At 44.2% G+C, this 12,100-nt stretch carries 12 protein-coding genes; 3 read left to right on the top strand and 9 right to left on the bottom strand.

All coding sequences use genetic code 11. The annotated features are described in order from the left end of the window. Nucleotides 1-7 precede the first annotated feature (7 nt). The 6 genes from celB to IGI71_RS02470 form a co-directional block, all read right to left on the bottom strand. Entirely contained in the window at nt 8-1,363 is a 1,356-nt protein-coding gene (celB, locus tag IGI71_RS02495) for a PTS cellobiose transporter subunit IIC (RefSeq protein ID WP_428210987.1), read from the bottom strand. Nucleotides 1,364-1,431: 68 nt separating this feature from the next. Beyond that, nucleotides 1,432-1,764, bottom strand: coding sequence for a PTS sugar transporter subunit IIB (locus tag IGI71_RS02490; protein WP_005227348.1), 333 nt, complete (start codon nt 1,762-1,764; stop codon nt 1,432-1,434). A gap of 39 nt (nt 1,765-1,803) precedes the next feature. Further along, on the bottom strand, nt 1,804-2,751 hold the full coding sequence (locus IGI71_RS02485) for a N(4)-(beta-N-acetylglucosaminyl)-L-asparaginase (protein ID WP_060792619.1): 948 nt from the start codon (nt 2,749-2,751) through the stop codon (nt 1,804-1,806). Between the two features lie 124 nt (nt 2,752-2,875). Then, on the bottom strand, nt 2,876-4,177 hold the full coding sequence (locus IGI71_RS02480; RefSeq protein WP_231472790.1) for a Sapep family Mn(2+)-dependent dipeptidase: 1,302 nt from the start codon (nt 4,175-4,177) through the stop codon (nt 2,876-2,878). A gap of 25 nt (nt 4,178-4,202) precedes the next feature. Beyond that, complete coding sequence (locus IGI71_RS02475) at nt 4,203-4,931, bottom strand: GntR family transcriptional regulator, LSA1692 subfamily (RefSeq protein WP_231472791.1); 729 nt, start codon at nt 4,929-4,931, stop codon at nt 4,203-4,205. Between the two features lie 26 nt (nt 4,932-4,957). Beyond that, nucleotides 4,958-5,800 (bottom strand): YitT family protein, encoded by an 843-nt coding sequence (locus IGI71_RS02470; protein ID WP_231472792.1) that lies wholly within the window; start codon nt 5,798-5,800, stop codon nt 4,958-4,960. 247 nt (nt 5,801-6,047) lie between these two features. On the opposite strand from IGI71_RS02470, the gene IGI71_RS02465 reads away from it, so the two are divergent. Further along, nucleotides 6,048-6,479, top strand: coding sequence for an Hsp20/alpha crystallin family protein (locus IGI71_RS02465; RefSeq protein WP_005227339.1), 432 nt, complete (start codon nt 6,048-6,050; stop codon nt 6,477-6,479). A gap of 131 nt (nt 6,480-6,610) precedes the next feature. Here the strand turns inward: IGI71_RS02465 and yajC are convergent, their stop codons facing one another. Continuing rightward, a complete protein-coding gene (gene yajC, locus IGI71_RS02460) occupies nt 6,611-6,952 on the bottom strand; it encodes a preprotein translocase subunit YajC (protein WP_005232170.1) in 342 nt (113 codons plus the stop codon). 83 nt (nt 6,953-7,035) lie between these two features. Next, the gene (gene tgt / locus IGI71_RS02455; protein ID WP_005227333.1) at nt 7,036-8,181 is read right to left on the bottom strand and encodes a tRNA guanosine(34) transglycosylase Tgt; all 1,146 of its coding nucleotides are present in this window, start codon (nt 8,179-8,181) and stop codon (nt 7,036-7,038) included. Between the two features lie 198 nt (nt 8,182-8,379). Here tgt and IGI71_RS02450 point away from each other — a divergent pair, with 198 nt between their 5' ends. Beyond that, complete coding sequence (locus tag IGI71_RS02450) at nt 8,380-9,090, top strand: DUF975 family protein (protein WP_010748743.1); 711 nt, start codon at nt 8,380-8,382, stop codon at nt 9,088-9,090. A 449-nt stretch (nt 9,091-9,539) separates the two neighbouring features. On the opposite strand, the gene queA is transcribed toward IGI71_RS02450, so the two are convergent. After that, nucleotides 9,540-10,571 (bottom strand): tRNA preQ1(34) S-adenosylmethionine ribosyltransferase-isomerase QueA, encoded by a 1,032-nt coding sequence (gene queA, locus IGI71_RS02445; RefSeq protein ID WP_010748742.1) that lies wholly within the window; start codon nt 10,569-10,571, stop codon nt 9,540-9,542. Nucleotides 10,572-10,923: 352 nt separating this feature from the next. On the opposite strand from queA, the gene IGI71_RS02440 reads away from it, so the two are divergent. Further along, the gene (locus IGI71_RS02440; protein ID WP_005227327.1) at nt 10,924-12,099 is read left to right on the top strand and encodes a betaine/proline/choline family ABC transporter ATP-binding protein; all 1,176 of its coding nucleotides are present in this window, start codon (nt 10,924-10,926) and stop codon (nt 12,097-12,099) included. Nucleotide 12,100 lies beyond the last annotated feature (1 nt).

Below are 12,100 nucleotides of genomic sequence, written 5' to 3'. Positions count from 1 at the left end.
TCTTTTCTTATAGATCATCAAAATCGAAATCATCAAAATTGATTTCCTCTTCTTCTTGTTCAACGGTATCCGCTTCTTCTTTTAGATATTGATTATCTAAGACTTTGATAAACGGATAATAAATAGCCATTCCTAAGAGGATCAACAAGACTTGTAACACGGACGCTTGCCAACCACTGACTAAGAAACCAGAAATAATCGGTGGCGTGGTCCATGGCAGTTGAATTCCATTGGTATAGTTGACTAACCCAAGATCCATACAGAAGTATGAGATTATAATATTGATCGTTGGCACTAAAGCAAAAGGAATCAGCAGAACTGGATTCAAGACGATCGGTAACCCAAAGATGATGGGTTCATTGATCCCGAAAATACCTGGAATCAACGATAACTGTGATAGTTTTTTGACCCGTTGGCTTTTACAGACTAAGATCATGACTAAAATCAAAGATAATGTCGAACCGCCCCCACCAAAGGTCGCGAACATGTCTTGAAATTGACCGGTGATGATGTTAGGAATTTCTGCGCCATTCTTGAAAGCATCTAAATTTTCAATAGATAATGCTCGTAAGATAGGGTTGAAGACAGCGCCGACCACACTGGAACCATTGATCCCAAAGAACCAGAAAAAATGCAAAAATAGGTAGGCTATGATCATGGCACCTAAAGTATTTCCTAAACTTAACAACGGTGTCTGTAAGAACTTAAAGAGGATCTCTTGGAGATTGCCATAAGACGTCAAGTTGGCTAACCAGTTGGCGATCATAAAAACCGTCACGATCACAAAGCTGGGAATCAACGCCTCAAAGGATTTCACCACGGTTGGGGGAACACCGTCAGGCATCTTGATCGTCCACCCTTTGCGTAATAACGCAACGAACATTCTGGTGGAAATCAAGGCAACGACCATCCCTAAGAACAAACCGCTAGAACCCATCCATCGTAATGGCAGGCTGCCAACTTCATATACTTCCGTAGAGCCTTCTGGTGTGAAAACGGTCGTAAATGGTGTCACGATAAAAAAAGAAACGAGTGAAATAATGGCTGCTTGCATGGCATCAACTTTAAACTGTTTTGCCAAACTATACCCGATCCCACCAACGGCTAAAATCGTCATAATGTCAAAGCTGGCTGTTGCTGGCATATTCAACATCGTTGCCCAGTTGTCTCCCAGAAAACTGCTCATCATCTCGTTCCAATTTGGAATCGGAAAATTGGTCAAGACTAAAAAGAGTGAACCCACGATCAACAACGGTGTGGATAATAAGAAACCATCACGAATCGCAATCAAGTATTTGTTTTCACCGATCGTCTTTGCCATCGGTGTTAACACTTTTTCTAACCAGTTTAAAAATTTCTGCATTTTTCTTCCTCCCATCTGCGTGCTATCTGGCAGATAACACGTAGTCCCCTGTTACTCCAACACTTTTATTACTTTGCTTTGGCTTTTTTGATCAAGCTTAAGGCATCTTTCAACGCTCGTTCGCCATCCATCATGCCGTATGCTTCTGTCGCGATCGTGCCGACTGGAATCCCCATTGGCTCGAAAGTTGCTTTCATTTTGCTATCTAAGTGTCGTACTTGTGGACCTAACAAAATAGCGACTGGTTTTTCTTGTTCGACTTTTTCTTCTGCATGGATCGCAGGGAATGCTTCGATCGTCAAAGGCATGTTGTGCTTTTTGACGACTTCCATCATTTTATTGACCATGATACTCGTTGACATTCCAGCTTCACAAAACAAATAGATTTTTTTCGTTGCCATATCCATTCCTCCAATGTTTGTTTTTCTCAATCGCGGTTGTTAGACCGGCGCTTTGATTCGTTTTTCATAAGCTTCCAACCATTCTTTCGTGATGGGTTCGATCACGGTTGTCTGCTCAGGTCCTGGTGTTGCCATAAAAATAGCAGGCGCTTGATTGGTGGTTGCGACACTAAAGGTAAATTCTACATTGGTTGCCACCCCCCAGCGACCCTGTTTATCTAAGGCGATCAGCGAGAAGGCGCCGGCTTTGCCGTAGCGCTTCTTCAATCGCGCTTCAAAGTCGTAAACGGCTTGATCACATGCTTCTTGCGGTGCTAGCCCTTCTCCCATCAAACGGACGATTTCGTAGGAAAGGCAGCCTTTCATCAAGTCTTCCCCTAACCCTGTGGCAGCGGCACCGCCGATTTCACTATCCACATAAAAACCAGATCCAGACAAAGGTGAATCGCCAACACGACCGCTTTTTTTCATAAATAAACCAGAACTAGAGGTTCCTGCTGCCATGCTTTGGTGTTCATCCAGCGCAACTACTCCCACTGTATCGTGGCCGTCATAGGGATCGAGGTTGTTGGCAGCGATCTCTGCTTTGCGCTTTTCCCAAATGGTTTTGGCTCGCGGTGTCAGCATCTCTTTGGGCTGGAATCCTTCAGCAAGCGCATAAGCGACCGCTCCTTGGCCGATCCGAAAACTATTGAATTTCTCCTCACTTAGGCTGCGTGCCACGGAAATAGGATTTTCCACATCGACGATCCCAGCGACGGCACCAATTTTGAAGGTATCACCATCCATGAAGGCAGCGTCCATTTCCAACACGCCTTCTTCGTTGGGCAGTCCGCCATACCCCACCGATTTATAAAATGGATAATCTTCCACTGCTTTAATGGCTGTTTCTACTGCATCTTGGCAGGAGCCTTGTTGCTCTAATATTGCTTTAGCAGCGAGCACGCCATCGTGTGCCATCCGCCATGTAGCAATCATTCCCCACATAAATATCCCTCCATTTTTCATAGCGCTTTCAAGTATATTCTATACGGTATATACTAATATGTCTATACTAAAAAAAGAGTTTCTCAAAAAAATTGGAAAAACTCTTCTTCGTTCGTGTCTTCGCTTATTTTGTCAGTGCTTGTAAGCTGCGCAAATAAATTTCAAGATTCGTCCGTAGATCGGCAACCGCCATGTACTCATCTTGGTTATGAGCGATCCCTTTTTGCCCTGGAAAAGACGGACCAAAAGCAAGGATGTTTGGCATCTTGCGGGCATAGGTTGCTCCTGTAGTGGTCACGGGGGTTGGATCATTGCCCGTTACTTGGTGATAGATCGTCGATAGCTTTTGGATTTCGGGGGCATCTTTTGATCGGCAGAACCCTGGAATGCTGCGAAGGATCGTAAGGCTTGCCCCTTTTGGCAATGCCTTTTGCACCCCAGCGAGCACTTGTTCCTCCGTTACCGATACAGGATAGCGGAAGGCCACTTCTAACGCTAGTCCACTGGCGGATTTTTGGAGAACCACAGGGGTCAAGATCAATTTTCCTGAGTCGGCATCTTCTAGTACCAAATCAATGCCTTCGCCATAGTGCTGCTGGTGAAAACTTTGGGTGATCCACTGCAAAGCTGCTTGCAATGACGGTGTCGCCGCCAGTTGCGGTGCCGCTTGCTGCGCAAGTTTTGTAATGGCATTGTCCCCTAGCTCAGGGGCATTGCTAGGGGAGCGTTTGCCTAGTGCTTCAAAGGACTGGCTGCCTACGGTTACCGACAGGTGGTCTGGCACATGATCGCGGAATTGATCGCCAGAAAACGCAGCTAACAGCTGCTGTTCTTGGACGGGCAATGGAAAATCAAGTTGCACATTGACGACACCCCGTTCGCCGTAAACCACTGGATACTTGCAGTCTGGCGTAAAACCAAAACGCGGTGGCTGCTCAACCGCTAGATAATGCGGGATATCCGACATGCCGCTTTCTTCATCTGTACCGAAAATGATCCGCAGCGGTAATTGCGGTTGATGACCAAGGTCTTTCAATACTTTCATGGCAAACAAACAGCTGATGATCGGGCCTTTGTTATCTAAGATCCCTCGGCCATAAAAGTTGCCGTCTTTTTCAGTTAGTGCAAACGGTGGGTAGCTCCAGCCAGAACCTGCCGAGACGACATCCAAGTGTCCTAACACACCGATATAGTCGGTATCCGTTGTTCCCCAATGGGCATAGCCGATCGCATCATCGATGACCGTTGTTTGAAACCCGTATGCTGCGCTTTTTTCCATGACGTATGCTAACACTTCTCGTGGTCCTGTGCCATAAGGCGCATGAGGCGCCGGCTCACCTTTGACGCTTGCGATCTGCATCACCTCGCTCAAAAGCGTGAGAAATTCTGACCAATTGGCTTCAATACTTGCTGTGAGTGGATCCATTGTCTTCACCTCTAAAGGATTGATTTTATTTTTGACGCACTAATGTATTTTTGAAGGTATATTTGTCTGCTCGGTAATAGGATGTATCGTATAAGATCGGTTTGGCTGATGCGGAATAGGTCATCGAATGGACCAAAAGTATCGGTTCCTCTTGAGGCACCTGTAAAAGTTTCGCAATATCGGCAGGACTTTTCACAGCTTCCACCTCTTGATGGGAATAACCAATCTCGATGTTGGCTTCAATGACTTGATACAAAGACGACTCTAATTGAGCTTTCGTGAGTTCTGCGGTGTCTTCTTGCAGATAGCGTTTCAGTACGTAAAGATTTTCCACCGTCATCGGCTCATCATCAAAGTAACGCAAGCGCACCAAATAAACGATCGGTTCCTTGCCGTAATCGCCAAACAGCTGACCAATCTCTATCGGGAGCTCTTTGACGGTTTCGATATGCAAAACTTCCGTACGGGTCTTTTTCCCTTGGATTTTGGCGGTCTCGGTAAAACTTTGGAGCCCGCCAGAGCCGCTTTGGATCTTGGGCTGTTTCATGACATAGGTTCCTTTGCCTTTTTCTTTCACTAACAAATTCTGGCCAATTAATAGATCGATGGCTTTGCGCACCGTTAAACGGCTGCACTGAAATTCCTCTGCTAAATCATAATCGGAAGGAAGCTTTTGGCTCGTCACGTACGTACCTTCATGAACCCGTTGCGCAATCTGCTGGGCAACTTCTTGAAATACTGCTTGTTTTTTCAACGTCTCTCCTACTTTCTTTCACTTTGCTACCATTCATAAAACGATCGATTGGCACTGACGCCAGAAGAAACACTGACAAACGCTTGTTCATCGATTCCTTGGATCATGCCTTCGACGGTCTTGAGTTCTCTATGGGAAATGACCAGTAATAATAGTTTTTTCTGTTGATGATCAAATCCACCTTCGACATCGTTGATGACCGTGATGCCTCGCTGCAAGGCACATTGCAACGTCGTAATGACGGGTTCTGCTTTTTCTGTAACGACCAGCAGCTGCACACGCCGCTGCTTCAGGTTGACGTAGTCGACCATCCGCCCACTGATGAAGAAGGAAATGGCACTATAAAAAGCATAAGGCCAGCCAAAGATCAGCCCAGCTGCTAGCTGCAAACTGACATTGAAGCCGATAAAGAAACTGCCGATACTTCTACCAGTGGCTTTTTTCACTAAAATCCCTAAAATGTCAAGCCCACCCGTTGAAAAATCGTCGTTCAATGTCAAGCCCACCGACACCCCGTGCAGCAATCCGCCAAACACGGTACAGATCACCGGATCGGTCGTTAAAACAATGACCGGTACCACCTTCATCATAACAGAAGACAGGACGACGGTACAAACCGTCATGATGGTAAATTCTCGATCGATTTTGACCCAAGCAACCGCTAACAATGGCGCATTAAAAAAAAGCACCAAAAGCGGGATCGAAAGCTGCAGATTCAACTGCTCATCTAAAAGCTGCGACAACAATTGCGACAAACCAGTGATCCCACTCGCATAAATATTTCCCGGCAGCCAAAAGAGATTTAGGGCAATCGACGACAGCAATGCATAGATCAAAGCAACAAGCATTCGTTTTCTATAACGTGCCATGTTTTTCCTCCTCCACTTCGCTTTTAGTATATATCATTAAGTATATACTGTCACGCAGAAAAAGTAGGCGAAATGAGGGGAAAAACAGGAACGAAGCAATGTAAAAACACGCCAAAATCAAGGAGTAAAACGTTGGTATCAAAGGTTTTTTAAGATTTTTTTAAAGCGAGTAAATCACTTGAAATTCGCTAAAAAATGAATAAAATAAAAAGTGTAAAAACAAAAGAATAAAGAAAGGATGATTCTTATGACACATGAGATTGTGCCACGCCGCTCAGATTCATACAGTATGACACCTTTTGATTTCTTTGAAGATTTTGGCCGCAGTTTTTTTGATGGGTTTCCATCGAACCTGATCAAAACCGATATTCACGAGAATGACAAGGAATTTCTCGTTGAAGCAGAACTGCCTGGCATCCCTAAGGAAAATATTCAAGTAACCTATGAAAATGGGGTTTTAACGATTACGGGACAACACCAGACGGATCATGCGACCGAAGATGAAAAAGGACGTCTGGTTCGCAGCGAGCGCAGCTTGACAAGCGTTCGGCGGCAATACCTGTTAGAAAACGTCAAAGAGGATGAAATCAAAGCCTCTTACGCTGAAGGAATTTTGAAATTGACGTTGCCAAAAGACCAAGGCAAACAAGCGTCAAAGAAACTGATTCCGATCGAGTAACGAAGGCAATCAAAGCACCGCAGCAAAACGAGCGATCTCTGTTTTGCTGCGGTGCTTGTTTTATTTTAGAAACTGTCCGACTACTAAAAAAATGCACCATCGCTTCTGAGAAAGCGACGGTGCGTTTGTGCTTATTCTTTGGTTTCGTCTTGGATGCTCGTTGCGTCTTCGACATCAGCTGGTTCGATTTGTGTTTCAACGGATGCAACAGTTCCAGGTTTCACTGTGCGGATCGCTGAACGATCAAACTCTAAGAAAATTCCTTCACAGTCGATGATCACGGTGCTTTTTTCTGTGTTGACTTCAGAAAGAACGCCGTGGAGTCCGCCGATGGTTACGACTTCATCGCCAGCTTTCATATTTTCTAAAAGATTTTTACGCTCTTGCTGTTGTTTCTTTTGTGAACGACTCATAAAGAACCACATTGCCACTAAAGCAACCAGCATAAAGAGCATTGGTAAAGATTGTGCCATTTTTTTCACCTCGATTTATTTTCTTTCCTATAAGATACTTTATCAGAATTCCTCTATTATTCCCACCATTTTAGTAGAGAATGTTAGAAATTCCTCGCATTTTCCTTGTTGAACCCATACTCTTCAATAAAATGCTCACGGAACTCCAACAAGTTGTCATCCATGATGGCTTGACGGACATTTTTCATCAGATTCAATAAGAAGTAGACATTGTGGTAAGACGTCAAACGCATACCAAAGGTTTCATCACATTTGATCAAGTGGCGGATGTACGCACGAGAATAGTTTTTACATGTATAGCAATCACACTTCTCGTCAATTGGTCGAAAGTCACGGGCATATTGCGCATTTTTCACGACTAAACGACCTTTTGAAGTCATGCAGGTACCGTTTCTTGCGATCCGTGTTGGTAAAACGCAGTCGAACATATCGACACCGCGAATCACGCCATCGATCAAGGAGTCAGCTGCCCCAACGCCCATCAGGTAACGTGGTTTGTTTTCTGGAATCCAAGGAGTCGTAAATTCCAACACGCGATTCATTTCCGCTTTTGGTTCGCCAACTGACAGGCCGCCGATGGAATACCCTGGGAAGTCCATACTGATCAAGTCTTGGGCACTTTGCTTGCGCAAGTCTTCAAAGCCTGCACCTTGAATGATCCCAAACAAGCCTTGACGATCTGGATTGGCATGGGCTTTCAAGCCACGCTCCGCCCAGCGAGACGTCCGTTCCACCGATTTTTTGACGTAGTCATAGCTTTCATCAAATGGCGGACACTCATCAAAACTCATCATGATATCTGACCCTAATTTGTTTTGGATATCAATCGCTTTTTCAGGAGATAAAAACATTTTCGACCCATTCAAATGGTTTTTGAAATGGACACCTTCTTCGACGATGTTGCGCATTTCGGCTAATGAAAAGACTTGGAAGCCACCTGAATCTGTTAAGATCGGTTGATCCCAATTCATAAATTTATGTAAGCCGCCTGCTTCTGCAACAATGTCTTCTCCTGGACGTAACCACAAGTGATAGGTATTGCTTAAAATGACGCCTGCACCCATTTCTTTCAACTCTTCAGGGGCAAGGGTTTTGACCGTTGCTAATGTGCCGACTGGCATGAACATTGGCGTTGGAAAGGTTCCGTGAGGCGTGATCAATTCGCCTAAACGGGCACCGGTATGCTTTTCTTTCTTTATCAGACGATAACGAATGGCTGGTTCCGTCATTCATTTCCCTACTTTCTCTCTATACTCGATTAACTGTGCAACGCTATCTATGATAAGGGTTGCCCTTACATTTTGCAAGGAAGTTTAAAGAAACTAAGAGTATTTTCTCCTAGTCATGCGAAACATCTATTACTTTTTTTTGAAGATTTAGCGAAAGTTTGCTATCATGTTATTTATATTGAAGGGAGGTTTTTTGAAATGAAATCAAATAGAGAACTAAAAGCAGAAGCAAAAGCAATGCTGCGAGGACGCTGGAAAGACAGTGTTTTGATGTGTATTGTACCGACTTTGATCTCGATCGCTATCGCATTCGTCATTATCGTCCTTACTGTTATTCCATTGTATCAAAGCGGTATGTTCAATGATCTTGGTTCTACCGATGCAGTCAATTCCGCTAGCGGCAGTGGTGGCAGTGGCGGCGGCGGTTTGATCAGCGGTCTATTTTCTGCCTTATTCGGTGCTGGGATCTCTTGGACTTTCCTTGATCTTTTACGCGGTAAAAAACAGTCGATCCAACCCTTTTCTGATGTCTTTCGTGGCTTCAGTGGTGCTTTCGTGTTAGGGATCATCGTCATTTATATTCTGTCGACTATTTTCACGACGTTGTGGACGTTCCTGTTTATCATTCCTGGGATCATCAAAGCTTATTCTTATTCTCAAGCATATTTTGTCTTTTATGATACCTATGAAGAAACGGGCATGCGACCAGATTTTCTCAGCTGCATCACAGGTAGCCGTCATTTAATGAGAGGCTACAAAGGGCAACTGTTCATCCTTGATCTGAGCTTCATCGGCTGGCACATTTTGGCCATCATGACAGCAGGAATCGGCTACTTATGGTTGACGCCATACATCAGTGCAACCAAAGCAGCGTTTTATGACAATCTACCTAAACGAGCACTTGCTTAAAAGATCGGTTCGCCGGTCTTTTTTTTTGAGGAAAACGACCTTTTTCTTTTGCAAACGCTTCCGTTTCGTGTTATAGTATACGTGTAAGGAAGGTAGCAACTCTGTTGGTGGTTTTCGTAAATATCGCAAACTCAATCTACTAAAAGTTGTTGAACGTACAAGTTTCACCTAGTACCAAACGTGTAAAGTAACAAGAAGAAAAACGTAACAAGGATCGAACATTTCCATATCGAAAAATGATACGTCTCATTTTGTATCGGAATACACGAAACATGTGTAAGTTTGTAAATGAAAACAAATTTTCGAGAAACATTGCTTTGCATGGACCACAAAAAGCGACCACCACTTATACCTTCCTCTAGTAGTAAGCTGGGCGACAAAAAAGCAGTTCTAAAAGTTGAGAAATTGTTTCAACTTAAAGAGCCGCTTACGTCGCTCAGTTTTTTTGTTTATTTTAAGAACATCGCATCGCCAAAGCTAAAGAAGCGATACCGCTCATCGATGGCATGCTGGTAGGCAGAAAGTGTTAGGTCGCGTCCTGCAAAGGCACTGACTAACATCACTAAGGTTGATTTTGGTAGATGGAAGTTGGTAGAAAAAGCTTCCACGATTTTAAACTGATAGCCTGGCGTGATAAAAATACTCGTCCACCCACTATCGGCTTTGATTTGCCCATCAAACTTAGTCCCAATGGTTTCTAACGTACGGATCGAAGTCGTTCCGACTGCAACGATCTTGCCGCCATTTGCCCGAACCTCGTTCAATTGAGCGGCAGCTTCTTCTGTCAAACGGTAAAATTCGCTGTGCATCTCATGATCAGCGATATTATCGACACTCACTGGACGAAACGTTCCTAAACCAACGTGCAAAGTCAGATAAACCAGCTTGACGCCTTTTGCGGCGATCTGCTCCAGCAATTCTGGGGTAAAATGCAAGCCGGCAGTCGGTGCAGCAGCTGAGCCGTTTTCTTTGGCATAAACCGTTTGATAGCGGTCTGGGTCTTCTAGCCGTTCTTTGATATAAGGCGGTAACGGCATTTCGCCAAGTGATTCCAGAATCTCTAAAAAGATCCCTTTGTATTGAAAACGAATGATCCGGCCGCCGTGATCGAGCTCTTCTTCCACCACTGCCTCTAATCGTCCGTCGCCAAAGGTGATCTTCGTGCCGACTTTGGCTCTTTTGGCTGGCTTGATCAAGGTTTCCCACGTATCCCCTTCAATATTATTCAGTAAAAGGATTTCTAAATGGGCACCTGTTTCTTGTTTTTCGCCATAGATACGAGCTGGTAATACCCGTGTATCATTCATCACCAAAGCATCCCCTGGTGCCAATTCATCAATGATGTTATAGAAGTGCTTGTCCTCAAATTTGCCAGTCTCACGGTCAACCACTAATAAACGGGAACTTGAGCGATCGCTTAATGGCGTTTGGGCGATCAGTTCTTCCGGTAATTCAAAATCAAAATCTTCAGTTGTAAGCATGTTGTTCCTCTCTTTCCCTAAATTCTTCTCTATTCTAGCATGTTTTTATAAAAATTGAAAAAACAGCTTTTTATTCTGCCCTTTCTTAGAAAAAAATAAAGAGACTGTTGCCAAGGCGTTCTGCAAAAAAGCCCCCTTTTTCCCAATGAAAAATAACGGGGGATCTTCGCCGTTTCTTTTCTCTATGCATCGCTCCTTAATTTGGACTTGCTTATAGCGCTATTTTCGGTTTTGTCTATACAATTATGAAAAAAATGGGCAGATTATTTGAATAACAAGGGACTTTTCGGCATACTTAGTACAGATTCTAAGCCATTATTCAGATTGCTTAAATAAAAATAGAGGTGACATCATGATTGAGTTTCAGCAGGTATCCAAAATTTACAAAGGTGGTAAAGTCGCTGTTGAAGATGTGAATCTTTCCTTTGAAAAAGGCGAATTCATTTGCTTCATCGGGACAAGTGGTAGCGGAAAGACGACTTGTATGCGGATGATCAACCGTATGACGGATCCTTCTAAAGGAAAAATCTTGATCAATGGAAAAAGCGTTACAGAGATCAACCCAGTGGAATTACGCCGTCAAATCGGCTATGTGATCCAAAGCATCGGTTTGATGCCTCACATGACGATTCGGGAAAACATTACATTGGTTCAAAAATTGTTAAAAGTCAGCCAAGAAGAACGCAACAAAACTGCCGAGCGCATGATCGATTTGGTGGAATTGCCGCGAGAAATGCTCGACCGCTACCCCAACGAATTATCTGGGGGGCAACAGCAACGGATCGGTGTTGTCCGTGCCTTGGCAGCTGACCAAGATGTCATCTTAATGGATGAGCCTTTTGGCGCACTAGACCCAATCACTCGTGATTCCCTACAAGATTTGGTCAAAGACTTGCAAGAACGGCTTGGAAAAACCGTCGTCTTCGTTACCCATGATATGGATGAAGCATTGAAACTTGCTAGCCGCATCGTGATCATGAGTGAAGGAAAAGTCATTCAATTTGATACACCAGAAAATATTCTGCAACACCCAGCAACACCGTTTGTGGAAGAGTTGATCGGTGAGGACCGCTTGTTGCAAGCAAAACCTGACACGACGCCAGTTAAAGACGTGATGTTGAATACCCCGATCGCTATCACACCAGAAAAATCCTTACAAGAAGCGATTCACTTGATGCGGGAAAAACGGGTCGATACCTTGCTAGTTACCGACAATAGCAACGTGCTAAAAGGCTACATCGATGTCGAATCCATCGACCGCAACCGTGGCAAAGTTACTAGTGTCGGCGATATCTTGAACAAAGATGTCTTTTTCGTTCGTGAAACCGCCTTGTTGCGAGATACCTTGCAACGCATTTTAAAACGCGGCTTAAAATATGTGCCGGTAGTAGATGCCGACAAACATTTAGTCGGGATTTTGACCCGTGCTTCCTTAGTTGATATCGTTTATGACGTGATTTGGGGCGATGAGCCATCGATCATGGAAGCCATTGAGTCGGCGAAACCTGAAGAAACTGAGGAGGTCTAGC

The organism is Enterococcus sp. DIV1279b (assembly GCF_050531515.1).
In the GTDB taxonomy this organism is placed as follows: Bacteria; Bacillota; Bacilli; order Lactobacillales; family Enterococcaceae; genus Enterococcus_D; species Enterococcus_D casseliflavus.
This window is presented reverse-complemented; position numbering and strand designations above follow the sequence as displayed.

Bases quoted from the DNA above. Each gene is read 5' to 3' on its own strand.
- celB (WP_428210987.1), bottom strand. From the start codon at position 1,363: ATGCAGAAATTTTTAAACTGGTTAGAAAAAGTGTTAACACCGATGGCA.
- IGI71_RS02490 (WP_005227348.1), bottom strand. From the start codon at position 1,764: ATGGCAACGAAAAAAATCTATTTGTTTTGTGAAGCTGGAATGTCAACG.
- IGI71_RS02485 (WP_060792619.1), bottom strand. From the start codon at position 2,751: ATGTGGGGAATGATTGCTACATGGCGGATGGCACACGATGGCGTGCTC.
- IGI71_RS02480 (WP_231472790.1), bottom strand. From the start codon at position 4,177: ATGGATCCACTCACAGCAAGTATTGAAGCCAATTGGTCAGAATTTCTC.
- IGI71_RS02470 (WP_231472792.1), bottom strand. From the start codon at position 5,800: ATGGCACGTTATAGAAAACGAATGCTTGTTGCTTTGATCTATGCATTG.
- IGI71_RS02465 (WP_005227339.1), top strand. From the start codon at position 6,048: ATGACACATGAGATTGTGCCACGCCGCTCAGATTCATACAGTATGACA.
- yajC (WP_005232170.1), bottom strand. From the start codon at position 6,952: ATGGCACAATCTTTACCAATGCTCTTTATGCTGGTTGCTTTAGTGGCA.
- tgt (WP_005227333.1), bottom strand. From the start codon at position 8,181: ATGACGGAACCAGCCATTCGTTATCGTCTGATAAAGAAAGAAAAGCAT.
- IGI71_RS02450 (WP_010748743.1), top strand. From the start codon at position 8,380: ATGAAATCAAATAGAGAACTAAAAGCAGAAGCAAAAGCAATGCTGCGA.
- queA (WP_010748742.1), bottom strand. From the start codon at position 10,571: ATGCTTACAACTGAAGATTTTGATTTTGAATTACCGGAAGAACTGATC.
- IGI71_RS02440 (WP_005227327.1), top strand. From the start codon at position 10,924: ATGATTGAGTTTCAGCAGGTATCCAAAATTTACAAAGGTGGTAAAGTC.